Origin of the sequence: Caulobacter sp. DWR3-1-2 (genome assembly GCF_049896225.1) — a bacterium.
In the GTDB taxonomy this organism is placed as follows: Bacteria; Pseudomonadota; Alphaproteobacteria; order Caulobacterales; family Caulobacteraceae; genus Caulobacter.
On the sequence record NZ_JAFCTW010000020.1, the window covers coordinates 1 to 24,137 of the forward strand.

Annotated in this window: 23 protein-coding genes; 7 read left to right on the plus strand and 16 right to left on the minus strand. The window is 66.3% G+C overall.

All coding sequences use genetic code 11. The annotated features are described in order from the left end of the window. The first annotated feature begins 264 nt into the window (after positions 1–264). Positions 265–717 (plus strand): hypothetical protein, encoded by a 453-nt coding sequence (locus tag ACP696_RS19755; RefSeq protein WP_426044216.1) that lies wholly within the window; start codon positions 265–267, stop codon positions 715–717. Continuing rightward, a complete protein-coding gene (locus ACP696_RS19760; RefSeq protein WP_426044217.1) occupies positions 692–2,236 on the plus strand; it encodes a GNAT family N-acetyltransferase in 1,545 nt (514 codons plus the stop codon). Before ACP696_RS19755 ends, ACP696_RS19760 begins: the two co-directional genes overlap by 26 nt. A 53-nt stretch (positions 2,237–2,289) precedes the next feature. Here the strand turns inward: ACP696_RS19760 and uvrB are convergent, their stop codons facing one another. From uvrB to trxB, 3 genes are all read right to left on the minus strand, one after another. Continuing rightward, complete coding sequence (gene uvrB / locus ACP696_RS19765) at positions 2,290–4,578, minus strand: excinuclease ABC subunit UvrB (protein ID WP_426044218.1); 2,289 nt, start codon at positions 4,576–4,578, stop codon at positions 2,290–2,292. A 305-nt stretch (positions 4,579–4,883) separates the two neighbouring features. After that, positions 4,884–5,558 carry a peptidylprolyl isomerase gene (locus tag ACP696_RS19770; RefSeq protein WP_426044219.1) on the minus strand — a complete coding sequence of 225 codons (675 nt, stop codon included), beginning with the start codon at positions 5,556–5,558 and terminating at the stop codon, positions 4,884–4,886. Between the two features lie 114 nt (positions 5,559–5,672). Beyond that, complete coding sequence (gene trxB, locus ACP696_RS19775; RefSeq protein ID WP_426044220.1) at positions 5,673–6,680, minus strand: thioredoxin-disulfide reductase; 1,008 nt, start codon at positions 6,678–6,680, stop codon at positions 5,673–5,675. Positions 6,681–6,739: 59 nt separating this feature from the next. Here trxB and ACP696_RS19780 point away from each other — a divergent pair, with 59 nt between their 5' ends. Continuing rightward, positions 6,740–6,979, plus strand: a complete 240-nt coding sequence (locus tag ACP696_RS19780; protein ID WP_426014467.1) for a DUF433 domain-containing protein — start codon at positions 6,740–6,742, stop codon at positions 6,977–6,979. On the opposite strand, the gene ACP696_RS19785 is transcribed toward ACP696_RS19780, so the two are convergent. Then, positions 6,976–7,203 (minus strand): type II toxin-antitoxin system HicB family antitoxin, encoded by a 228-nt coding sequence (locus ACP696_RS19785; RefSeq protein ID WP_426031836.1) that lies wholly within the window; start codon positions 7,201–7,203, stop codon positions 6,976–6,978. The genes ACP696_RS19780 and ACP696_RS19785 overlap by 4 nt on opposite strands. A 388-nt stretch (positions 7,204–7,591) precedes the next feature. Between ACP696_RS19785 and pseI the strand changes: the two genes are divergently transcribed. Next, positions 7,592–8,644: a pseudaminic acid synthase gene (gene pseI, locus ACP696_RS19790; protein ID WP_426031834.1), complete on the plus strand. Its 1,053-nt coding sequence runs from the start codon at positions 7,592–7,594 to the stop codon at positions 8,642–8,644. Between the two features lie 100 nt (positions 8,645–8,744). On the opposite strand, the gene pseG is transcribed toward pseI, so the two are convergent. From pseG to carB, 8 genes are all read right to left on the minus strand, one after another. Continuing rightward, positions 8,745–9,845, minus strand: coding sequence for a UDP-2,4-diacetamido-2,4,6-trideoxy-beta-L-altropyranose hydrolase (gene pseG, locus ACP696_RS19795; protein WP_426044221.1), 1,101 nt, complete (start codon positions 9,843–9,845; stop codon positions 8,745–8,747). Next, a complete protein-coding gene (locus ACP696_RS19800) occupies positions 9,842–10,576 on the minus strand; it encodes a cytidylyltransferase domain-containing protein (RefSeq protein ID WP_426044228.1) in 735 nt (244 codons plus the stop codon). Before ACP696_RS19800 ends, pseG begins: the two co-directional genes overlap by 4 nt. A gap of 349 nt (positions 10,577–10,925) precedes the next feature. Further along, positions 10,926–12,197: an ELM1/GtrOC1 family putative glycosyltransferase gene (locus ACP696_RS19805; protein WP_426044222.1), complete on the minus strand. Its 1,272-nt coding sequence runs from the start codon at positions 12,195–12,197 to the stop codon at positions 10,926–10,928. 70 nt (positions 12,198–12,267) lie between these two features. Beyond that, positions 12,268–12,741 (minus strand): transcription elongation factor GreA, encoded by a 474-nt coding sequence (gene greA, locus ACP696_RS19810; RefSeq protein ID WP_426014478.1) that lies wholly within the window; start codon positions 12,739–12,741, stop codon positions 12,268–12,270. 120 nt (positions 12,742–12,861) lie between these two features. Next, positions 12,862–13,527: a glutathione S-transferase family protein gene (locus tag ACP696_RS19815; RefSeq protein WP_426014480.1), complete on the minus strand. Its 666-nt coding sequence runs from the start codon at positions 13,525–13,527 to the stop codon at positions 12,862–12,864. A gap of 66 nt (positions 13,528–13,593) precedes the next feature. Continuing rightward, a complete protein-coding gene (locus ACP696_RS19820; protein WP_426014483.1) occupies positions 13,594–14,808 on the minus strand; it encodes a hypothetical protein in 1,215 nt (404 codons plus the stop codon). A gap of 269 nt (positions 14,809–15,077) precedes the next feature. Further along, the gene (gene rsgA / locus ACP696_RS19825; RefSeq protein WP_426014484.1) at positions 15,078–16,145 is read right to left on the minus strand and encodes a ribosome small subunit-dependent GTPase A; all 1,068 of its coding nucleotides are present in this window, start codon (positions 16,143–16,145) and stop codon (positions 15,078–15,080) included. A gap of 253 nt (positions 16,146–16,398) precedes the next feature. Continuing rightward, on the minus strand, positions 16,399–19,692 hold the full coding sequence (carB, locus tag ACP696_RS19830) for a carbamoyl-phosphate synthase large subunit (RefSeq protein WP_426014487.1): 3,294 nt from the start codon (positions 19,690–19,692) through the stop codon (positions 16,399–16,401). 166 nt (positions 19,693–19,858) lie between these two features. On the opposite strand from carB, the gene ACP696_RS19835 reads away from it, so the two are divergent. Further along, entirely contained in the window at positions 19,859–21,505 is a 1,647-nt protein-coding gene (locus ACP696_RS19835) for an NAD(P)/FAD-dependent oxidoreductase (protein WP_426044223.1), read from the plus strand. Between the two features lie 36 nt (positions 21,506–21,541). On the opposite strand, the gene ACP696_RS19840 is transcribed toward ACP696_RS19835, so the two are convergent. From ACP696_RS19840 to ACP696_RS19855, 4 genes are all read right to left on the minus strand, one after another. Then, positions 21,542–21,898 (minus strand): hypothetical protein, encoded by a 357-nt coding sequence (locus ACP696_RS19840; RefSeq protein WP_426044224.1) that lies wholly within the window; start codon positions 21,896–21,898, stop codon positions 21,542–21,544. Between the two features lie 80 nt (positions 21,899–21,978). Then, positions 21,979–22,488 (minus strand): patatin-like phospholipase family protein, encoded by a 510-nt coding sequence (locus ACP696_RS19845; protein ID WP_426044225.1) that lies wholly within the window; start codon positions 22,486–22,488, stop codon positions 21,979–21,981. Positions 22,489–22,503: 15 nt separating this feature from the next. Next, complete coding sequence (locus ACP696_RS19850; RefSeq protein WP_426044226.1) at positions 22,504–22,755, minus strand: hypothetical protein; 252 nt, start codon at positions 22,753–22,755, stop codon at positions 22,504–22,506. 133 nt (positions 22,756–22,888) lie between these two features. Next, positions 22,889–23,095 carry a cold-shock protein gene (locus ACP696_RS19855; protein WP_007666377.1) on the minus strand — a complete coding sequence of 69 codons (207 nt, stop codon included), beginning with the start codon at positions 23,093–23,095 and terminating at the stop codon, positions 22,889–22,891. 310 nt (positions 23,096–23,405) lie between these two features. Between ACP696_RS19855 and ACP696_RS19860 the strand changes: the two genes are divergently transcribed. Together ACP696_RS19860 and ACP696_RS19865 are read left to right on the plus strand one after the other, a co-directional pair. Beyond that, positions 23,406–23,654, plus strand: coding sequence for a hypothetical protein (locus tag ACP696_RS19860; RefSeq protein WP_426014496.1), 249 nt, complete (start codon positions 23,406–23,408; stop codon positions 23,652–23,654). 80 nt (positions 23,655–23,734) lie between these two features. After that, positions 23,735–23,896: a hypothetical protein gene (locus ACP696_RS19865; protein WP_426044227.1), complete on the plus strand. Its 162-nt coding sequence runs from the start codon at positions 23,735–23,737 to the stop codon at positions 23,894–23,896. The last annotated feature ends 241 nt before the right edge of the window (positions 23,897–24,137 follow it).

Here is a 24,137-nt window from a genome sequence, read left to right on the forward strand (position 1 = left end):
CAGGAGCAACTCGACGCCGTCGCCCTCGAAATCAACAACCGCCCTCGCAAAACCCTCGACTTCCAGACACCCGCCGAAGTATTCGAAAGAGCCGTTGCGATGACCGGTTGAGACCGCCGCGTCCCTCTTTCCGTGCGGCGGACAGAGGGGTTCCCGCCACAAGGGCGGGAATGACGTTCGTCGGGGATGCACTTGGCATTGGGCTTGGACACAGAATCCTAGGTGTGATTCACTGTCCTCGCTCACGTGACAGGACGAGATAGTATGGCCGAAAGTTTTAGCAGGCGCGATTTTCTGGTCAGCATCCGGCCCACTCACGTCGAGAAAATTGTGGGAGGCTTGAAGACCGTCGAGCTGCGTCGCCGTTTCTCGGAGGACGTTGCGCCCGGCGCGATCATTCTCATCTATTCAACCAGTCCGACCCAGGCCATTGTTGGCTCCGCCAGCATTAGTGGCGTGCGCAGGTTGCAATTGGATGATCTGTGGGAGCGGTACGGGGACGCTGCATGCATCGATCGCGATACCTTCGACGGTTACTTCAATGGCTTGGAGGAGGGCTATGCAATCCTCCTCGAAGACGTGAAGCCTTTCGCGCGCCAAGTCGCGGCCGCAGACCTCAAAGAACAGTTTGGCTTCGTCGCGCCGCAATCGTTCATGTATCTTCCGCAGGAGTACTATCCCCTCCTAGATCATGAGCGAATTCAAGCTTCTAATTGATACGAATATCTTCATAGGGCTGGAGGACCCCAAAAAGGTCGATCCGACACTAGCGGAGATTGTGCGAAAGTGCGGCGAAAACGCGGTAGGCGTATTCGTCCATGAAGCTGCTTTGCTCGATATAGGGCGAGACAAGGACGCTACACGGCGAGCGATTTCGCTCAGCAAGGTTCGAAAGTTTCAGGAACTTAAGGCACCCAAGGTGCCCGACAGGGCGACGCTGGAAAGGACCTTTGGGCCGATACGCAAGGCCAATGACGAAGTCGATGTCGCTTTGCTCTACGCGTTGCAACTCAACATCGTCGATCTGCTGATCACCGAAGATCAAGGCATCCATGATCGCGTCAGGCTGACCCCGTTGGCCAGCCGGGTGTTAACGAGTGTCGATGCGCTCGTCTGGTTGCGACGAACCTTCGATCCGACGCCGGTTGCGTTTCCGCTAATTAACGACTGTAAGGCTCACGAAATCGATCTGGCTGACGACCTCTTTGATAGCCTCCGCAACGGCTATCCCGGGTTCGACGATTGGTGGGCCAAGTGCGTCAAAGAGCATCGGCGGTGCTGGACGGTCACAGTCGAGAACGATCTAGCCGGCATCATTGTACGCAAGGATGAAGCGCGGGCTGAGGCGACAGTGACCTTGCCTGGCGAAAAAATCCTGAAGATCTGCACCTTCAAGGTCCGACCCGAGTATCGGGGTGAGAAACTGGGCGAACTGCTGTTGAAGCAAGTACTTTGGTACGCCCAGCGCAACGGCTACGATTTAACCTACGTTACCACCTATGCCGATCAAGACACCCTAATCCGACTTCTGGAATATTACGGCTTTGTGCGCACAGCCTCGCGCCCCGACGGCGAGCTAGTGTTCGAAAAGGCTTTATCAAAGGCGCGCTTGACGGTAGAGGCCAATGATCAGGATCTCTTCACGATCGTTCGCACCAATTATCCGCGGTTTGTTACCCAAGCGCCAGCCAAGGTGTTCTGCGTTCCTATCCAAGGCGACTATCATCGCAAGCTGTTCCCAGAGCTCGCTTTCGCGATGCCGTTGCCCCTATTTCCTGACGAGTCACTGCTACTCTCGGCTAGCCGAGACCGCACGCCGGGCAACACTATTCGCAAGGTCTATTTGTGTAGGGCCGCTACGACTCAGATGATGCCGGGCGATGTTCTATTGTTCTACCAGTCGAGGTCCGACGGCCTGATCGCCTCTCAAGCGATCACCAGCATCGGGGTCGTTGAGCGGGTCTCTCAAACGACCGAGCTTGAGGACCTCATCCGTCTTACTGCGAAGCGTTCCGTCTTCTCGGAAGCAGAACTTCGCAAGATGGCCAACGAAAGACCCACGCCGGTTCGGATCATCGATTTTCTTCTTGTGGGCCACTTGGACCCGTCCGTGCCATTGGCGACCTTGGTAGATGAGGGCGTATTCAACAGCCGCCCGCCGCAGTCGATTTGCGCGCTAAGCCCGAAGCAGTTCGCGCCCATCCGCGCTCGATTGGAGTTGGGGTTCGAGGCCTGAGGTGCGGCCGTGCTCGACATGGTTGGGCTTTCGCAGGACGCGTCGCTTCCCCCCTACAACCGCCCCTTCCGGAACGCCTCCGCCTGCTCGGCCCGCAGCTCCTTGCGCACGCGGCCAGGCATCGCCTTGTCCACCGTCTCGCCAACCCCCGTCAGGGCTTCGTTGGCAAACTCCAAATCCATCAGCTTCATGCGCTTGATCTCGTCGCGCAGCCGCGCGGCGGTCTCGAATTCCAGGTTGGAGGCGGCCTCGCGCATGCGGGATTCCAGGTCCTTCAGCGCGGCCTTGAAGTTGTCGCCGCTGAAGGGCTTGGCGTCCTTGCCCTGGCCGATGCCGCCGATCGGCACGGTCACCCGGTCGCCGCGCTCGTACGGCGAGTTCATGATGTCCTTGATGTCGCGCTTGACGCTCTCGGGGGTTATGCCGTGGGCGAGGTTGTATTCGTGCTGCTTTTCGCGGCGGCGGCTGGTCTCGCCCATGGCCCGCTCCATGCTGCCGGTGATCCGGTCGGCATAGAGGATGACCTTGCCGTCGACGTTGCGCGCGGCCCTGCCTATCGTCTGGATCAGCGAGGTTTCCGAGCGCAGGAAGCCCTCCTTGTCGGCGTCGAGGATGGCGACCAGGCCGCATTCGGGGATGTCGAGGCCCTCGCGCAGCAGGTTGATGCCCACCAGCACGTCGAACTGGCCCAGGCGCAGGTCGCGGATGATCTCGATCCGCTCCATGGTGTCGACGTCGGAGTGCATGTAGCGCACGGCGATGCCCTGCTCATTCATGTACTCGGTCAGGTCCTCGGCCATCTTCTTGGTCAGGACGGTGATCAGGGTGCGGTAGCCGGCGGCCTTGGCCTGGCGGACCTCGTCGATGACGTCGTCGACCTGGCTGGCCCCGTCCTTGGAGACCGGGCGGACCTCGACCGGCGGGTCGATCAGGCCGGTGGGCCGGATCACCTGCTCGGCGAACACCCCGCCGGCCCGCTCCATCTCCCACTTGGCCGGGGTGGCCGAGACATGGACCGTCTGCGGCCGCATGGCGTCCCATTCCTCGAACTTCAGCGGCCTGTTATCCAAGGCGGAGGGCAGGCGGAAGCCGTACTCGGCCAGGGTCCATTTGCGGCTGCGGTCGCCCTTGTACATGGCGCCGATCTGCGGAACCGTCTGGTGGCTCTCGTCGGTGAACAGCAGGGCGTTGTCGGGGATATATTCGAAGAAGGTCGGCGGCGGCTCGCCCGGCTGGCGGCCCGACAGGTAGCGGCTGTAGTTCTCGATGCCGGCGCAGGAGCCGGTGGTCTCGATCATCTCGAGGTCGAAATTGGTCCGCTGCTCCAGGCGCTGGGCCTCCAGCAGCTTGCCGTTCTCGAACATCCAGGCCAGGCGCTCCTTGAGCTCGGCGCGGATCGAGATGATCGCCTGGCGCAGGGTGGGGCGCGGGGTGACGTGGTGGCTGTTGGCGTAGACCTTGATGGTCTCCAGGTCGCCGGTCTTCTTGCCGGTCAGCGGGTCAAACTCGCTGATGGCCTCGACCTCATCGCCAAACAGCGACACGCGCCAGGCGCGGTCCTCGTAGTGGGCGGGGAAGATCTCGATGGTGTCGCCGCGCCGGCGGAAGGTGCCGCGCTCGAAGGCGGCGTCGTTGCGCTTGTATTGCTGGGCCACCAGGTCGGCCATCATCTGCTTTTCGTTGACGGTGTCGCCGACCGCCAGGCTGAAGGTCATGGCCGTATAGGTCTCGACCGAGCCAATGCCGTAGATGCAGGAGACCGAGGCGACCACGATGACGTCGTCGCGCTCGAGGATCGCCCGGGTCGCCGAGTGGCGCATCCGGTCGATCTGCTCGTTGATCGAGCTGTCCTTCTCAATGTAGGTGTCGGTGCGCGGGACATAGGCCTCGGGCTGGTAGTAGTCGTAATAGCTCACGAAATATTCGACCGCGTTGTCGGGGAAGAAGCTCTTCATCTCGCTGTAGAGCTGGGCGGCCAGGGTCTTGTTGGGGGCCAGGATCAGGGCCGGGCGCTGGGTGGCCTCGATGACCTTGGCCATGGTGAAGGTCTTGCCCGAGCCGGTGACGCCCAGCAGCACCTGGTCGCTCTCGCGGTCGTTGAGGCCCTGGACCAGCTCGGCGATGGCCGTCGGCTGGTCGCCGGCCGGTTCATAGTCGCTGACCAGCTTGAACTTGCGGCCGCCCTCCGACTTCTCAGGCCGCGACGGACGGTGCGGCTGCCACAGCATGGGCAGGGAGCCGTCAGCCTCCCTCTCCAGGGCGGCGTCGTAGAGGAACGGGGTCGAGGCGTCGGCAACGCCTGCGGGAGCGGCGCCGAGTTCGGTCGGTGGAGTGCGAGCCATGGGGACGAAAGTAGGGGCTGTGGACGGCCGCGGCTAGAGGGACTGCTGACAGCCGGTGTCAGCAACTGGCGGCAGATGGCGGCAGATCAGAGACCTCGTCCTTCGACAAGCTCAGGATGGGGGTTGGTTTTGCGGCGGTTGAACTCGAATTCCTCATCCTGAGCCTGTCGAAGGACGAGGAATTCGCTCCCGATCAAGCCATCCTAGAGCATCGCGCGGAAAAGTGGCCACCGGTTTTCCGCAAAAGCGGAGCGAAAACAAAAGCCTAGAGCAAGCCGTGCGATTCCTACATCGCGCGGCTTGCTCTAGACCTTCGGCGGCGTCCTGACGTCCGGCCCTGCTGGTTCCGCCACGCGCCGCGCCGCGGTGATCGGCACGGGCGGGTCGAGGATCTGGCCCTTCATCACCGGATTGATCGCCTTGCCCGGGGTGGGCAGGGCCAGGATCGTCTTGACCACGTCCATGCCCTCGACCACCTGGCCGAAGGCGGCGAAGCCCGCATTGTCGCCGGGGGCGGCCGGGTTGGCGTCGAGATAGGGCGCGTCGCCGATACAGATGAAGAAGTCCGAGGTGGCGGTGCCGGGGGCGTTGCGGGCGACCGACACCGTGCCGTCCAGGTGCTTGAGACCGGTCAGGGTGGTGGGCTCATGGGCGACCGGCGCCAGGACCCCGACATTCTGCAGCCCGCCCTGGATCAGGCCGTAGTCCACCGCGCCGGGCGCGCGCGAGGCGCGGAAGAAGGTCGCCTTGTCATAGAGCTTGCGATCCACGTAGCGCAGGAAGTTGGCGCTGGTGATCGGGGCCTTGTCGACATTCAGTTCGATGACGATCCGGCCCTGGGGGGTCTGCAACGCGACGCGGACCGGGGGCTTGGCGAGGGGCGCGGGCGGCGGCGCGGTCACTTGGGCGACGGCGGGAAAGGCGGCGAGCAGGCCAGCGGCGATCAGCAGCGCGCGGCGGTCGAGGCGGCGATGGGTCATGGGGCGAGACTAGCGGCGTGGAGGCGAGGCGCAAGGTCCTCCCCCTCGGCGAAAGTCGGAGAAGCCGACGGGGGAGTAACGGCTGGTGGTCATGACGCGGATCGACGGCCTTGGCTACCAAACCCCGATCTTCTCGGCCTCGTGGTGGCTGATCGGGTGGTGAGCCTTCCTGTGGTCTTCCTCGGCCAGGAAGCGCACGGCCTCGAGCGCCGCCATGCAGCCCATGCCAGCGGCCGTGACGGCCTGGCGGTAGACGTCGTCGGTGACGTCGCCGGCCGCGTAGACGCCGGCGATGACGGTGGCGGTCGTGCCCGGCTTGACGGTCAGATAGCCACCCGCGTGGGTTTCCAGCTGGTCCTTGAAGAGTTCCGATGATGGGGCGTGGCCAATGGCGATGAACACGCCGTCGCAGTCGACCTGCTGGGTCTGGCCGGTCTTGACGTTCCTCAGCCGCACGCCCGTGACGCCCGGCGGATTGCTCTGGCCAAGCACCTCGTCGATGGCGCTGTCCCAGATCACCTCGATCTTGGGATGGGCCAGCAGGCGCTCCTGCAGGATCATCTCGGCGCGCAGTTCGTCCTTGCGGTGGACCAGGGTGACCTTGCTCGCGAAGCTGGTGAGGAACAGGGCCTCTTCAACGGCGGTGTTGCCGCCGCCGACCACCAAGACCGCCTTGTTGCGATAGAAGAAGCCGTCGCAGGTGGCGCAAGCGCTGACCCCGAAGCCCTGATAGGCGGCCTCGCTCGGCAGGCCCAGCCACTTGGCCTGGGCGCCGGTGGCGATGATCACGGTCTCGGCGTACCAATCCTGGCCGCTGTCGGTGGTGATGTGGAACGGGCGCTTGGAGAGGTCGGCGCTCAGCACGATGTCGGCGACGAACTCCGTGCCCACATGCTCGGCCTGGGCCTTCATCTGGTCCATCAGCCACGGGCCCTGGATGACGTCGGCGAAGCCGGGATAGTTCTCGACATCGGTCGTGATGGTCAGTTGGCCGCCGGGCTGGATGCCGGCGATCAGCACGGGCTTCAGCAGCGCGCGAGCGGCATAGATGGCGGCGGTATAGCCGGCGGGGCCTGAGCCAATGATCAGGCAGCGGGTGTGGCGAGGTTCGAGCGTGGACATGGCGGCAGATATAGTATCGATTCCGTCCGCGCGCGATGGCGCGGCGAGCGGTTTGGGGCGTGCTTTTCGTCGCTGGGGTTTGGCGCTATATTGCGGGCATGGACCCGCTGTTGGAACGCATCACGATCGATCCGGGCAAGCTCGGCGGCCGACCCTGCCTGCGCGGGATGCGGATAGGCGTGCAGGACGTTCTGGAAATGCTGGCGGCGGGCATGACCGCGGCCGAGATCTTGACGGAATATCCGTATCTGGAAGCCGATGACATAACGGCCGCGCTGGCCTACATGACCGACCGCTAGCCTAGCGCGTAGTAACGCCTCATCGGCTTGGGTGGCTTTTGGCCTTTGCTCGCGGCGTGCGCGATCCAATCAATGATGGCTTCTTGCGCGTTGCTAAAAGCCTCCGCCTCGGTCTCGCCGTCAGACATGCAACCGGGCAGTTCAGGGACCACCGCCAAGAACCCGCCGCCATCTTCCAAGGAGAGCGGCTCAATGTTGATCCTGTAGTCGCTACTAGACATCATTCGCGGGCCCCTTGGGCCCCTCAATATAGGCCACAAAAGCCCGAATGTACACGGGCTTGATCGGGCGGCGCGCGGGAACGCATGGGCCTCCAAAGCCCGATGGATGCGATACAGTGTAGTGCGACCCTCCGCCCGACGGTGGCTTACAGATCAGGCCAAAGTGACGGCAGACCACCTCGATGTCGGCGATGCGCCAGTCTCCCTTTGGGTTACGCTTCATCTTCTCAAAGAGCTTTTGCGCTTGTGACAAAGGGCGCCCCAGGGGTTCGGTCAACCTGATCACATAGAGGTTCACTGAACAATTCCTCTTTGTTCCGGAAGCGGTATTGACGCCTCGTCCACGATTTCACGGTTAATCTACAGAAACCCGTACACAGAGCCTGCGCCCATGACCGCCCCCTTCATCGAGATCGCCGGCCGCAGGATCGGCGCCGACCACGCGCCCTATCTGATCTGTGAGCTGTCCGGCAACCACAACGGCTCCCTCGACCGCGCCTTGGCCATGGTCGACGCCGCCGCCGACACCGGCTGCGACGCCATCAAGCTGCAGACCTACACCGCAGACACCATCACGCTGGATGTCGACCGCCCCGAGTTCAAGATCCACGGCGGCCTGTGGGACGGGCGCAGCCTGCATGAGCTCTACCAGGAGGCCCAGACCCCCTATGAATGGCACGCGGCCCTGTTCGAGCGCGCCCGCCAGCGGGGCGTGACCCTGTTCTCCAGTCCGTTCGACGAGACCGCCGTCGATTTGCTAGCCGGGCTCGACGCCCCCGCCTACAAGATCGCCTCGTTCGAGGCCGTCGACCTGCCGCTGATCCGCTACGCCGCCAAGCAGGGCAAGCCGTTGATCATCTCGACCGGCATGGCCAATCTCGCGGAAATGCAGACCGCTCTCGACACCGCCCTGGACGCTGGCGCGGCGGGGGTGCTGCTGCTGCACTGCGTCTCCAGCTATCCGGCCCGCTTCGAAGACGCGAACTTGCGGACCATCATCGACATGGCCCAGCGCTTTGGTTGCCCGATAGGCCTGTCGGACCATACGCCGGGCACGGCGGCCTCGGTGGCGGCGGTTAGCCTCGGCGCCTGCGCCATCGAGAAGCACTTTACCCTGGCCCGGTCGGACGGCGGCCCCGACGCCGCCTTCAGCCTGGAGCCGGCCGAGTTTCGCGCCCTGGTCGATGACACCGCCAACGCCTGGAAGGCGCTGGGCGGGGTCAATTACGACCTGCTGGGCTCCGAACGGGGCAATCGTCAATTCCGCCGCTCGCTCTACGTGACCGCAGACGTCGCGGCCGGCGAGATGCTGACCAAGGCCAATGTCCGCTCGGTGCGGCCCGGCGAGGGCCTGCCCCCGGCCGACTATGAGGCGGTGCTAGGCAGGCCGGCGACGAGGACCCTCAAGCGGGGCGAGCCGTTGGCATGGGACATGGTTGGCTAGAGCATTTTTCGAGCGAAGTGGTTCCGGTTCGCGTGAAGAAAAATGCGTCAAAACAAAAGATCAGAGCTCACGGCCTGACGCAGTCAGGTCGGGAAATGCCCTAGAGCTTTCCCTGTCCGATCAAGGCCAGGAAACGCTCGGCCACCCTGGCCGCGCCGCGTCCGTCGCAGACCGCCGCGCTGGCCGCCGACAGCGCGTCGCGCAGGATGGGCTCGTCGATCAGCCGACCCAGCGCGGCGGAGAACGTCGCGTCGAAGTCCAGCGCGGCCGCTTCTAGGCCCATGATCGCGCCGGCCTCGGCCAGGGCCCGCGCCGCCGGCCGTTGGTTGTCGGCCAGGATCAGCGACAGGGTCGGCAGGGCCAGCACGCAGCGCTCCCAGGTGCTGGACCCACTGGCCCCGACGGCCAGGTCGGCCTCCAGGGTCAGGCGCGGCATGTCCTGGGTGTCGACGTGAAGGACCAGGCGCGGCTCGGCCTGGGCCCGTTCGCGCAGACGCGGCAGGCTGGGGGCGGCGGCGCCCACCACCACGTCCAGCGTCGCGGCGCCGGTCGCGGGCAGCATCAGCTCCACGACCCGGCCAGTGATCCCGCCGACATCGGTCAGGCCCAGCGACACCAGAATCCGGCGCACCGGCAGGGCCTTGGCCCGCCGCGCCAAGGCTTCCTTGCGTAGGGCGGCGAAGGCGGGGCGGACGGGGGCGTAGTGCGGCCCCAGCAGCAGCTCGGCGCGGCGCGGGACCAAGCCGTCATAGTCCTCGGCGCGGCGAGCGGGGCCTGAGTCCAGCACGAGGTCGGCGGCCAGCAAGCGGTCGGCCAGGTCATCGATGACGAGGGTGGGGCGGCCACCTCCATTCCCCTCGTCCCGACCTTCGCCGGGATGAGGGGAGTTCTGAGGGGCGTCGGAGATGCGACGGTGGTCGTCGGCCGACAGGCCGTAGTGGTCGATGACGATCGCGTCGTAGTTTCGCGCGATGTCCGCCGCACACGTCACCAACGCGGGCTCGGTGATTTCATAGGTCTCGACATGCGAGACCTCGCCGCCGAAAGCGTCGAGCATCGCCTTGCCCGCCGGGTTCACGATGAAGAGACACCTCGCCCCCTCAGCCTCCAGCGCGCGCGCCAGGGTCAGGCTCCGCATCACGTGACCGCCGCCGACCGTCGGCCCGGCGTCGACCACGAAGAGGATGCTCGGCGCGCTCATAGCCGCCGCGCCCCGCCGAACGTCGCCAGGTCTTCCCGACTGGCGAGGAAGGCCCGGACGTCGGCCGAGGTGAAGGCGCGATTGCTCGGATAAAGCGCGTCATAGACCGCCGCCACGAAGGCGTAGTCGGCCGGTCCCTCGACCGCCCAGCGCACCGCGCCCTGATCCGGCTCCGCCAGCAGGGCCATCGAGCTCCAGCGGTCGGGCGTGGAGGGCGCCTCGCTCGCGCGGGGCAGGGCCGTCGCGCCTTCGCCCGCCATCCGGCGCAGGCCGGCGGCGGTGATCACCTCCACGCCCTGGCCGACGGGGTAGGCCGCGCCGGGCGAGCGGTTACTGGTGTGGTCGGCATGCGAGGTCAGGTGAAGGTCGATGGCGGCGTCGATGATCTCGGGATCGATCAGGGGCGCGCCGTCCTCCAGCAGCACCACGTGATCGGCGGGGTAGGCGCTCAACGCTCCGGCCAGTCGGGCCAACTGGTCGTTGGCCGGGCCGCGATGCACGAGGGTCGCCTCGCGGCGCACAGCGGTCTCGATCGCGTCATCTTCGGCGGAAAGCGTGGTGACCACCACCAGAGTGTCGATCCGCCGGGCCCGCGCCGCCCGCTCGATCTGCCGGGCGATCATCGGCGCCCGGGCCAACGGCATCAGGACACCGCCCGGCAGGGTCGCTGAACCCATGCGGGCCTGGAGGATGGCGAGAATCAGCGGGGGCCGAACTTGCTCACGGCCCAGGCGGCGAACAAGGTGAGGGCGGCAGCGGCCGCAAAGATCAGAATGACTTGGATAGACGGATCCATTCAGTCCTCCACACGGGCCAAAACATAGTGCAGAAAGCCTTGCAAAACCAGAAAAAAGGCCAGGGCTCCAACCACCAGACCCATGTTCAAGCGACCCGAGGTGAGGGCTGAACGACCGCAGAAATCACCAAAGCGACGGCCAAGGCGTTCAGCGTGGTCGCGATGGCCTTTCGCCGCTCGTTTCTGCCGGCCTTGCCGAAGCTCGGGACTAAATGCCGTTCGCTGCCCATGGCGGCGAACATAGCAAGAACAAGCCTGACGCGGAATAGGTCTGCCAACTCGCCCTATGCGTCGGGCGCCGCTTTCATGCCGCGCCCATTCATCCGCGCCACGACCTCAGCCGCGGCCCGTCCCGTCTCGTCGACGGGGTCGTAGGTCCAGCCGTGGAAGGCCCCGCCATAGGGCCGGGCCGCGCCCTGGCGTTCGAGTTCCTGGTGAAACAGCCGGAATTTCAGGCTGTGGCCGTCCATCTTCAGGATGAACACCGGCTTGCCCGTCGAGGCTGCCTCGGTGGCCATGTTGGTCGAGTCCTCGGTGACCAGGATATAGTCGGCCGCCGCCAGGAAGGCGAAATAGGGGTTCTCGCCCTGGCCGTTCCAGATCATTCCCGGCAGATGCCGCAGGCGGGCCTCCAGCAGGGCGCGGGCCGGCTCGGGCGTGCGGCGCGAGAAGGTCATCAGCAGCGACCCGCCCTCCTGTTCCAGAGGCAGCTGGATCTGGTGGGCCATCTCGGCCGCGCGCTCGACGCTCAGGTCGAAGGCCCGCGATTTGCCGCCCAGCAGCACCGCGACGCGCGGATGGGGCAGGGCGTCGATCTGGTCCTTGAATCTTTCGTATTCGCTGTCCAGCCGCTGGCTGGTGACCCGATGCGGCGAGCCGGTGATGGCCAGCACATTGTCGCCCGCGAGGCGATCGTGCTTGGGCGGGATCACCAGGTCGAACATGTTGGCCGGCACGCGCGGATCCTGGATCTGCACGACATAGGTCTTGCCGGCCGACCAGCGCTTGGCGCGGATCGACAGCGGCAGGGTGGCGCGGCCGGCGGCGATCCACAGGTCGGGCCAGGGGGCGACGATCTCGCTCTCGGGGGTCAGCCAGCGACGCGGCAGCCAGTTGGCCCACCAGGGCAGGCGGCCGATCCGGCCATTCCAGCCGACGCGCTTGACCACGATGACAGCGGGCGTCTGGCGCGCCACGGCCTCGGCCAGCCCCACGGCCTGGGCCTCAATGCCGGCCCGGCCGTCCGAAATTGCCCAGATGGTGATCGGCGGCTTGGCGGGGACTTCGGGCGCGACCGGTGCGGCGACCAGCCTGGGCGAGGCCTTGCGGCGTGGCTTGGCTTGGCTGTCCGCTGTCGAGGCGGCAACCTTCATGGGCTGGGCTTCAACCTCCACCGACCCCGGACGGGAGCGCGGTTGGGCCTTGGCGCGAGGCTTGAGGGGCGGGGGCGACAGGCCGGCGTCGGCCGGCGAGCCCGCCTTCGGCTTGCGCGCGGCCTTCGGCTTGGCCGTTAGGTCTGGCTTGTTGTTTTCAACCACGTCGGCGATCCCGGCCATAGCGGAGCGACACGCCAACGCGATCAAGCGCCAGCGTGTCGAAGGACATGACCCTGGAATGGGGCTTTAGCTAGACCCACTCGACCTTGAGGATCTCGTAGGCCTTCACGCCGCCGGGCGTATAGACCTCGACCACCTCGCCGACTTCCTTGCCGATCATGGCGCGCGACAGCGGCGAGCTCAGCGAGATGCGGCCTGACTTCACGTCGGCTTCATGCTCGCCGACGATCTGGTAGCGGGCCTCTTCCTCGGTGTCCTCGTCGACGACGCTGACCGTCGCGCCGAACTTGACCTGCTTGCCCGACAGTTTCGACACGTCGATGATCTGGGCCCGCGCGATCTTGTCCTCGATCTCGGCGATGCGGCCTTCGATCCAGCCCTGACGTTCCTTCGCCGCGTGATATTCCGCGTTTTCCGACAAGTCGCCATGTTCGCGCGCCTCGGAAATCGCGGCGATCACCGCCGGCCGTTCGATCGTCTTCAAACGCTTCAGTTCTTCGTCGAGGGTTTGGTAACCCCCGGCGGTCATCGGCACTTTTTCCATTGCGGATTTTAGCTCGGTTCGCCCTAGGGGAGGAAGTCCGTCCCGGACGCTGGCGCGCACGACCGGGGGCTGAGAGGATAAGAGGCACGTTTCCGTAACGCAAGAGGCGGTGGTCAAGCTCTACGAAGCGTAATCGTAGGGCCCGCCCCGTTCGAGCGCCGTGCGATAAGCCGGACGGGCATGGATTTGTTCCAGAAAAGCTTTGACCCTCGGGCGCGAGGCCGCGCCGGCCCGAGCCACGGCGGCTTCCAGGGGGAAGCTCATGGCCACGTCGGCGGCGGTGAAGGCCTGGCCGGCGAACCATTCGCTCTTGGACAGCTCGGCGTCCCAGTAGTCGATGTGGGTCTTCAGTTGCGGGTCGATGAAGCCGCTCTGGGCCTTGGCGGCAACGGCCTTGACCAAGCCTCTCAGCAGGCCGGGCGCGCGAGCGGGCAGGGCGGTGAACACCAGCTTCAGCAGCAGCGGCGTCATGGCCGAACCCTCGGCATAGTGCAGCCAGTAGGTATAGCGCAGACGCTCGGGCGTGCCGGCCGGCGGGATCAACCGGCCCTGGCCGTAGGTGTCGATGATGTATTCGACGATCGCGCCGGTCTCGGCGATGGTCTTGTCGCCGTCGGTGATCACCGGCGACTTGCCTAGTGGATGGATGGCCAGCAACTCGGGGGGCGCCAGCATGGTCTGGGCGTTGCGCTCATACCGCTTCACCTCATAAGGCAGGCCCAATTCCTCCAGCAGCCACAAAACCCGTTGGCTACGGGAATTGTTCAGGTGGTGGACGGTGATCATGGGCTCTGCTTTCGCTGACGCTGCTGGCGTCAGCAAACCGCCGTACCTCCAGTCAGTCAAGCCAGGTCAAAGCGGCGGCGCCCAGTCTGAGCCGCGCACCACGCCGACCATGCCGAGATAGGCGGTGGCCGGGGCCTTGGGATCGTCGGGGACGAAGTTCTGGCCCACCGTGGTCTGGACGCGCGCGAAGTCCGGACCGGAGGCATAGGGTGAGCCCTGTGCGGCGAGATTGAACACGGTCAGGCTATTGGGCGTGGTGGCCGCGCGCAGGTCGGCCGAGCCGTCCATCTTGATCATCGGGCCGTCGGTGTTGAACTGGGTCATCCGCATCATCTTCACGCCCTCCGGTGTTGGCGCGGGAATGAGCACGGTGCTGTCGAGCAGGACCAGGGCGATGCCGACCATCGACTGGGCGGCCGGCAGCTTGGACTGGCGCACCCGGGTGGCGAAGGGCGCATTGCCGTTCACCGAGGACTGCAGCACGTGGAACACGCCCCACAGTCCATAGGCCGGCCGGTCGCCCAGGGCGCCCGAGGTCACGAGATGTTCGTAGCCGGCGAAGATGATGCTCTCGCGGTTCCCGGCGGCCCGCTGGGTCAGGCCGACCCGCAGCGCGGCGCGGGTGATCGGGTCGCCGCCGTTGGACGCGGCCAGCCAGGTCAGGGCCAGGTCCGCCTTGGCCTTTTCGGTGGGAGCGGCCTCCAGCGCCTTGGCGTCGGGCGCCGCGCCGGCTGCGGTCAGCCAGTCGATCAGCAGCGGCCAGTCCTGGATGGCGTCGATCCCCCAGAAGCGGATCCGCTTGCCGGCCGGCAGGGCCTGGTTCAGCGCGCGAACTTTCCGGACCTTGTCCTTGAACAGCGTGTTGCCCCACTGGGCGGCGTGGTCCCAATGGGCGAACACGCGGTCCAGGTCGGCCTCGTCGCCGGTGGTCAGGTAGCGGTTGAAGCGCTCGGCCTGGACCGGATCGATCTCGGCCAGATAGTCGCGCAGGCCGACCCTGCGATTGAGCTCGGTGAGGAGTTGCAGGTCCAGCGCCTGGGGCGCGGCTGAGCCGTGGCTCTCGCCCACCAGGAACAGGCGGGCGCGATAGACCGCGTTGGGCAGGCGAAGGGTGAAGGGGCCGGTGACCGGGCCCGAGACGACCACGTGGGCTTTCAGATAGTTGACCTTGGCCGGATCGACCACCTCGACGAGCGCCTCGGCCGGCAGGGCCGGCGGCATCTGGGCGCGGGCCGCGATGGGGACGAGAGAGAGGATCAGCGCGGTGATCAAAAGTCGCATGGGCCTTATACGAATGGACATGGCGGGTCGTTCAACGGTCGGCGCGCTTGATCGTCAGCAGGATGATCAGGGTGACCCCTTGCAGGAAGAGGATCAGCGCCAGCCAGGCGCCGAATGGCTGCTTTTTTGTCTTGTGGCGGAACACCGGCCGGGCCGGCAGGGCGCCGGGCCGCCGACCAGGGCCACCAGGGCCACCAGGGCCACCAGGGCGTGCTCCGGCATGCGCGATCGTCCGTCGATGCCGCCAGGTAGCGTCTTCCGCGCGGGTCTCACTCCCCGCGCTGCTCCCGCTTGGTCGCCCGGTAGGTCTGCTGCAGGGCCGCCAGGCGGCGGCGCTCGGTGTCCTTGATCACGCGGTCGGCCTTGTCCTCCACCGCTGCGAGTTCCAGGCCCAGCTTCTGGAAGTGGGCCCAGCGGGCGGGGTCGAGCGCGCCGCTGGCCAATGCGTCACGCACCGCGCAGCCCGGCTCCCGCACGTGGCCGCAGTTCCTGAAACGGCAATTTCCCGCCAGACTCTCGATGTCCTCGAAGACCATGCTGAGGCCCTCATCGGCGTCGATCAAGCCCACCTCGCGGATGCCGGGGGTGTCGAGGATCAAACCGCCGCCCGGCAGCACGACCAACTGGCGATGGCTGGTGGTGTGGCGACCCTGGTCGTCGGACTCGCGGATTTCCTGGGTCGCCATCCGGTCCTCGCCCAGAAAGGCGTTGACCAGGGTGGACTTGCCGACCCCGGACGAGCCGATGAGCACGCAGGTCTCGCCCGGCGCCACCTGGGCCAGGAGTGCGTCGAGGCCCAGGCCTTGCCGGGCCGACACCGTCAGCACCTGGCAGCCCGCCGCCAGGGCTGCGACCTGCGCGGCCTGGCCCTGCGGGTCGTCGGAGAGATCGGACTTGGTCAGCACCACCACGGGCCGCGCGCCGCTTTGCCAAGCGGCGGCGAGGTAGCGCTCGATCCGCCGGGGATTGAGGTCGGCGTTCAGCGAGGTGACGACGAAGGCGACGTCGATATTGGCGGCGATGACCTGCAGCGTCTGAACGCTATCGGCCGCTCGTCGGACGAAAACGGTGCGGCGCGGCAGGATGGCGTGGATCGTGGCGGTGCGCTCGGCCAGGTTCGGCGACAGCGCCACCCAGTCTCCGACGGCGGGATGCCCCAGCTCCCGCGCCTCGTGCAGCAGGCGGCCGGACGGCTTGGCGCGAAGCTCGCCCTCATCGGTCGCCACCCCATAGCCGTCACGTTGCTGGACGACGACACGTCCGGGGACATGCCCCTCGCTCGCGTGCGGTTCAAAGGCCCGCCGCAGGGGATCGGACCAGCCATAGTGCTCGATCAAGGCGAGGGGCCTTTCCAGTGATGAGGCAGTCTAGCACCGAGGGGGACGTGTTGGGGACACACACTCATCCCACGACTTTGGCCGGGCCCCCACAAGCCATGGCGTGAGTGTGTGTCCCCGTCCGTGGCGCAGTCGTTTCTGGCCTCACATTCGCGCCGGTCGCCCTTGAGCCTGTCAGCGTCCAGGGGAGCATCCGGTCGCGGACATGCCCATGGGCATATCCGCGCCTCCACCCAGGCGCTGTGGATAACTTCTACTGGTAGCTCTGCAGCGGGCGCACTTCCAGCGTCTCGGCGGGGGCCGACGAGATCGCCTGGGCCGCCGCCAGGGCGCCGGCCGAGGTGGTGTAATAGGGCACCTTCATCATCAGGGCCGTGCGGCGGATCTCGAAACTGTCTTCCAGGGCCTGCTTGCCCTCGGTAGTGTTGAACACCAGCTGCACGCCGCTGTTCTTCATCACGTCGACGATGTGCGGACGGCCTTCCAGCACCTTCTTGACCAGCTCGACCTCGATGCCCTGTTCGGCCAGATAGCCGCGTGTGCCGACCGTGGAGAGCACCTTGAAGCCCGCCGCCTGCAGCAGGCGCACCGGCTCGACGATCCACGGGCGGTCGCTTTCCTTGACCGAGACAAAGGCCGTGCCAGAGGTCGGCAGGCTGACGCCGCCGCCCAGCTGGCTCTTGGCGAAGGCGCGGGCGAAGGCCGGGGCCAGGCTGTCCTCGCCCTCGCGGATCCAGTCCAGCCCCATGACCTCGCCGGTCGAGCGCATTTCCGGGCCCAGGATGGTGTCGACCCCGGCGAAGCGGGCGAACGGGAAGACCGCTTCCTTGACGGCGATATGGTCGTACGGCTTGTCGACCAGGCCGAAGCTGGCCAGCGTCTCGCCGGCCATGATCTTGGCGGCGATGGCGGCCACCGGCTGGCCGATGGTCTTGGCCACGAACGGCACGGTGCGCGAGGCGCGCGGGTTCACTTCCAGCACATAGATGCGGGGTTCGGCCGAGTGCGGCTCCTCAATGGCGAACTGCACGTTCATCAGGCCGCGCACATTGAGGGCCAGGGCCATCTTCACGGTCTGGCGCTTCAGCTCTTCCACCGTGGCGACGCTGAGCGAGAAGGGCGGCATCGAGCAGGCGCTGTCGCCGGAGTGGACGCCGGCTTCCTCGATGTGCTCCAGCACGCCGGCCACGAACACGTCGGTCCCGTCGCACAGGGCGTCGACGTCCACCTCGGTGGCGCGGCTCAGATAGTGGTCCAGCAGGATGGGGTGCTCGAACGAGATCTCGCCGGTATTGGCGATGTAGCGTTCCAGGTGCTCGTGGTCGCGAATGATCTCCATGCCCCGGCCGCCCAGCACGTAGGAGGGGCGCATGACGAACGGGAAGCCGATCTGGTCGCCGGCGCTGCGGGCCTCGTCCCAGGTGCGGGCGATGGCGTTTTCGGGCTGGGCGATGTCAAGGCCGTTCAGCAGTTGCTGGAAGCGCTCGCGGTCCTCGGCCAGGTCAATGGCGTCGGGGCTGGTGCCCAGGATCGGAATGCCGGCGTCCTGCAGGGCCTGGGCCAGCTTCAGCGGTGTCTGGCCGCCAAACTGGACGATGACGCCGGCCAGCGTGCCGTTGGACTTCTCGACATCCAGCAGTTCCAGCACGTCCTCGGCGGTCAGCGGCTCGAAATACAGGCGGTCGGAGGTGTCGTAGTCGGTCGAGACGGTCTCGGGGTTGCAGTTGACCATGATCGACTCGACGCCGATCTGGTCGAGCGCGAAGGCGGCGTGGCAGCAGCAATAGTCGAACTCGATGCCCTGGCCGATACGGTTGGGACCACCGCCCAGGATCACCGCCTTCTTGCGATCGGTGGGCGCGCTCTCGCACTCGGGAACCTGGCCCAAGGCGCCGGTCTCGTAGGTCGAATACATATAGGGCGTGGTGGCCGCGAACTCGCCGGCGCAGCTGTCGATGCGCTTATAGACCGGGCGGACGTTCAGGGCATGGCGGGCGGCGCGGACGGCGGTCTCGGTCGAACCGGCCAGCTTGGCCAGGCGGGCGTCGGAAAAGCCTTGGGCCTTCAGGGCGCGGAAGGCGTGGGCTTCGGTCGGCAGGCCGCCGGCACGAATCCAGCCCTCCTGGCGGATCAGCTCGGCGATCTGGCGCAGGAACCACGGTTCGTAGGAACAGGCGGCGTTGACCTCTTCCACGCTCAAACCGTGGCGGAAGGCCTGGGCGATAACGCGCAGGCGATCGGGCGTGGGGGTGCCCAGGGCACGGATCACCGCCGCCCGCCCGGTGTCGGGATCGTCGGCGCCGGCGATGTCGATCTCGTCGAAGCCGTTGAGGCCCGTTTCGAGCCCGCGCAGGGCCTTCTGGACACTTTCCTTGAAGGTCCGGCCAATGGCCATCACCTCGCCGACCGACTTCATGGCGGTGGTCAGCAGGGGCTCCGAACCGGGATACTTCTCGAAGGCGAAGCGCGGGATCTTGGTGACAACATAGTCGATCGACGGCTCGAACGAGGCCGGGGTCGCGCCGCCGGTGATGTCGTTCATCAGCTCGTCGAGCGTGTAGCCCACGGCCAGGCGGGCGGCGACCTTGGCGATCGGGAAGCCAGTGGCCTTCGAGGCCAAGGCGGAGCTGCGCGACACCCTTGGGTTCATCTCGATCACCAGCATCCGGCCATCGGCCGGATTGACCGCGAACTGCACGTTGGAGCCGCCGGTCTCGACGCCGATCTCGCGCAGCACGGCGATGCTGGCGGCCCTCATCCACTGATATTCCTTGTCGGTCAGGGTCAGGGCCGGGGCGACGGTGATCGAGTCGCCGGTATGGACGCCCATCGGGTCGATGTTCTCGATCGAGCAGACGATGATGCAGTTGTCCGCCTTGTCGCGGACCACCTCCATCTCGTACTCCTTCCAGCCGAGCACGCTCTCTTCGATCAGCACCTCGGTGGTCGGCGACAGGTCCAGGCCCCGCAGCACGATCTCCTCGAATTCCTCGAGGTTATAGGCGATGCCGCCGCCGGTGCCGGCCAGGGTGTAGCTGGGGCGGATGATGGCCGGCAGGCCCACGAACTCCAGGCCGATCCGGGCCTCGTCCATGTTGTGGGCGGCCTTGGACTTGGGGCTTTCCAGGCCCAGCTTGTCCATGGCGTCGCGGAACTTCTGGCGGTCCTCGGCCTTGTCGATGACCTCGGCCTTGGCGCCGATCATCTCAACGCCGTACTTGGCCAGGGCGCCACTGGCCTCGAGGGCCAGGGCGGTGTTCAGCGCCGTCTGGCCGCCCATGGTGGGCAGCAGGGCGTCTGGCCGCTCCTTGGCGATGATCTTCTCGACCATGTCCGGGGTGATCGGCTCGATATAGGTCGCGTCGGCCACGTCGGGATCGGTCATGATCGTGGCGGGGTTCGAGTTGACCAGGATGATCCGGTAGCCCTCGGCCCGCAGCGCCTTGCACGCCTGGACGCCCGAATAGTCGAACTCGCACGCCTGGCCGATGACGATCGGGCCCGCGCCGATGATCAGGATAGAGGAGATGTCTGTGCGTTTGGGCATGGGAAAAACTCGCGCGTAGACACGGTCGCGCACATCCGCGCGCCCGCTGCCGACCATCTTGCAGGTTAAGCCGCCCGTTTAGAGACGGAGTCGGGTCGGCGCAACCCCGAACCGGGATGACAGGTTTTGGATCGCGCCCCGTCCTTCTTCCCGCTAAACCCGCGCCATGTTGCGCCTTTCCGAACTGAAACTGCCGCTGGGCCATGATCCGCTGGCGCTGGGGCCGGCGATCGAAGCGCGGCTGGACCTGGCGCCCGGCGACTTGCTGGACTTCGCCATCGCCAAGCGGTCGCACGACGCGCGTCGCAAGGCGGCGATCCTGATGATCTATTCGGTCGACGTGACCTTGCGTGACGAGGCCGCCGTGCTGGCCCGGTTAGCCGGCGACTCCCACGTGCGGCCGACGCCCGACACCGAATACCGCTTCACGGCCCAGCCGCCGGAGGGCTTCAACGGCCCGCGTCCAGTGGTGATCGGGGCGGGGCCCTGCGGCCTGTTCGCGGGGCTGATCCTGGCCCAGATGGGCTTTCGGCCAATCATCCTTGATCGCGGCAAGGCGGTGCGCGAGCGGACCAAGGACACCTGGGCCCTGTGGCGGCGGGGCGAGCTGGACCCGGAGTCCAATGTCCAGTTCGGCGAGGGCGGGGCGGGCACCTTCTCGGACGGCAAGCTCTATAGCCAGATCAAGGATCGCCGCCACCTGGGTCGCAAGGTGCTGGAGGAATTCGTCAAGGCCGGCGCGCCCGAGGAAATCCTCACCGAGGCTCATCCCCACATCGGCACCTTTCGCCTGGTGACCATGGTGGAGTCCATGCGCCAGACCATCGAGGCCCTGGGCGGCGAATACCGCTGGGGCAGTCGGGTTGACGGCTTCGACGTCGAGACCGCCGCCGACGGCTCGCGCAGGCTGAAGGGCCTGCAGCTCTCCACAGGCGACTATCTGGCCGCCGAGCAGGTGGTGCTGGCCATCGGCCATAGCGCCCGCGACACCTTCCAGGTCCTGTACGACCAGGGCGTCCATATCGAGGCCAAGCCGTTCTCGATCGGGGTGCGGATCGAGCATCCGCAATCGTGGATGGACCGGGCGCGGTTTGGAACCCATGCCGGGCACCCGGACCTCGGCGCGGCCGACTACAGCCTGGCCCACCATTGCGCCAACGGACGCACGGTCTACAGCTTTTGCATGTGTCCGGGCGGCACGGTGGTGGCGGCGACCTCGGAGCCCGGCCGGGTGGTGACCAACGGCATGAGCCAATATTCGCGCAACGAGCGCAACGCCAATTCCGGCTTCGTGGTCGGCATCGACCCGGAGCGCGACTATCCCGGCCACCCGCTGGCCGGGGTCGAATTTCAGCGGAAATGGGAGAGCCTGGCCTACACCGTCGGCGGCTCGACCTACGCCGCCCCGGCCCAGAAGGTCGGCGACTTTCTGGCGGGCCGGGCCTCGTCCGACCTGGGCGACGTAGCGGCGTCCTACAAGCCGGGCGTGACCATGACCGACCTGGCCGCCTGCCTGCCGCCGTTCGCGGTCGAGGCCATGCGCGAGGCCCTGCCGGTGTTCGGCCGCCAGATCGCCGGCTACGACCATCCCGACGTGCTGCTGACCGGGGTCGAGACCCGCACCTCCTCGCCGATCCGCATCACCCGGGGCGAGGATTTCCAGAGCCTCAACACCGCGGGCCTCTATCCCGCCGGCGAAGGGGCGGGCTATGCCGGCGGCATCCTCTCGGCCGCCGTCGACGGCATCAAGGTGGCCGAGGCGGTGGCGGCGGCCTATGTGGCGACCACCGCTATTGGGGGCCGCGCTCGCTGAAGGGGACATGCCCATGGGCATGTCCCCTATCGCGGCTCACCGCCTCCCGCTGATCACCGGCGCCGCCGGGACGGCGGCGGGGACGGCCGGCGTTTCCTCCGGGCTATCGGCAAGGGCCCAGGCCCAGCCGGCCTCGGCGCGCTCCACGCCCAGCTGAAAGAGGGCGTTGCGGTTGTTGGCGGCGAAATCCAGGCCCGAGGTGTCAACGTCGGCGGTATCGGGAATGGCGCTGTAGAACAGCTGGCCGCCGTTGCGACGGGCGAAGCTGCTGCCGGCCGCCAGGTGGGTGCGCATCAGGGCCTTGCTCATGGCGTCCCACGACCGTCCGACGATCGACAGGGCGCCGCCCTTGGTGAAGTCAAACGTGCCGCCGACCTTGCCATTGACGATCACCTACAACCGTCCCGGCCGCGCCATGCCCTTCTCGGCGGTCCATAACAGCAGGGATTCCGGGGCGACGAAGAACGAGATGGTCACCCGCCATCGACATGCATCTCCGACAGGTGTCGGCCCCCCTTCCCGCTATTGGGGCCGTCGATCTGGATCAGGGTGGGCGGGAAGACGCCGGTGATGCTGGTCGAGGCCACCAGCACGTCCTCGAACAGTTCGCGTGAGGCCGCGTCGCCTCGACTGGCGATGGCCCCCATGTCCCAAATCACCGTCTGCTCGGTGTCGAGATTGGTGGTGGCGATCAGCAGGCGGCGGCCACGCCTGTGCTCGACGGCGATGGCCCGAAGCATGTCGTCGGTGACATAGGAGACCACCAGCCGGTGCAGTTCGTCGGCGCCGTAGAAGCTGGGATGGAACAGCAGGCCCAGGCCGGGCGACTTGAGAATCTGGCCCGCTGCCTGGCCGGTATAGGCTTGGGTGAGCCGGTCGTCCCAACTGGGGCCGAGGAAGGCGAAGGGGGCGGTGAGGGCGCCGGTGCTGACCCCGGTGACGATATCGAACTCCGGACGCTCGCCGCGCTTGGTCCAACCCACCAGCACACCGGCGCCTTAAGCCCCGTTCGAGCCGCCGCCTGACAGCGCCAGCACGTCGAAGGTGCGCTGCTTGAGGGCGCGGCCGCGAGCCGGGGCGGCGAAGCGGATGGCCGCGTCGCTGTCGGTGGCGTTGAAGCGAATATCGGCCAGGCCCTGGGGCGGCGGGCCGGCCAGGTCGCTGGCCTCGAAGGTGTCGCGCGACAGAGACCCGCAGGCGGTAAGCGCCGAGGCCAGACACAGCAGGATGAGGAGCCGAGAGGAGCGCATGGGCCGTAACCGCTGCCTTGGGCTTTCAGGGTGTTGCGACGCCGGACGCGGGGCGTCCATACGGCAATCGCCCAAGAAAAATGGGCCGGCGCGTGAGCGCCGACCCATTCCAAATCTCGTGAGCGTGAGGCGATTAAGCCTGCAGTTGGCCCGCCGACATCTTGCCCGAGCGGTTGTCGCGCTCGAGTTCGTAGGTGATCTTCTGACCTTCGTCCAGACCACGCAGACCGGCGCGTTCAACGGCCGAGATGTGCACGAAGACGTCAGCGCCGCCGTCGTCAGGTTGGATAAAGCCGAAGCCCTTGGTGCCGTTGAACCATTTCACGGTGCCGGTAGCCATAGTTCGTAGTCCTTGTAGTCAATATTCGTCGCCGGAGTCGTTCCGTTCGACGATCAAATTTCGTTGGGGATCGGTAGGCGCGTCCGGCGCTCTCACAAGGAGAGCATGGAAAAGCAGGCCGAACGGCAGCGAATTCGATAAGCCACCATGAAGCCCTGAGACGCGGACGGCAAGTGAATTCGTGACTCCACAGGAGTCCGAAATGAATCTCGTTGAATCCAAAATAGTTTTGGACCCCAAGCGTCGCCTTGAACGTTGATCTAAGTCTCTCGCGTCCGTGCGAGAATTTTATGATTTCAAGGAGTGTCCCATGACCCTGATCGAGCGGATCCCTCTGCTGAACGACCAGGAATTGGTCTCGCTTCTGGCCAATGCACGTCGCCTCGACATCGTCGGTACGCCGGCCCAGCGCCGCGGCGCGGCCGAAGTGTTGCCCGTGCTGGAACTGGAAGCCTCGAAGCGTCGTCAGGTCACCCTTGAAGCGGCGACCAAGAAGCGCTCGGCCACCACCGCCGCAAAGCGCAAGGCCGTGGCCGTCGAGGCCGCCGAAGCCGCCTAGGCTCCCAACCGAAATGACGCCTTGCATCCACTGTTTTTGAGAGTCACTCTCAACAATGGTGGAGCGCTTCGGAGGCGATCATGGTGTTTCGAACGGCCGGGGTGACGTGGCTGGCCTTGATGATGCAGGCGGAGCGCACCCGCGCGGGCGCCACCCCCGACACCGAATGGCTGCTGCACGGCCCGACCGATCCCGACGTGGTCGAGGATGACGGTGGGGCGCTGCTGCTGGCGGCGGAATAATTCCTCCCCCTGTGGGGGAGATGTCGCCGAAGGCGACGGGGGGGGATGGATCGGCAGCTAGCCAAGTCCCTCGACGGCCCTGAAACTCCCCCCACCGATCGCTGCGCGATCGCCTCCCCCACAGGGCTAGCAGGTTCACACATCTCGATTGAGCGAGTGGACGAGCTCTGATTCATTGGGTTCATCTGACGGGAGATGGCGATGGATCTGCTGCTGGGGCGGTTTGGCGACCGCCGCCTGG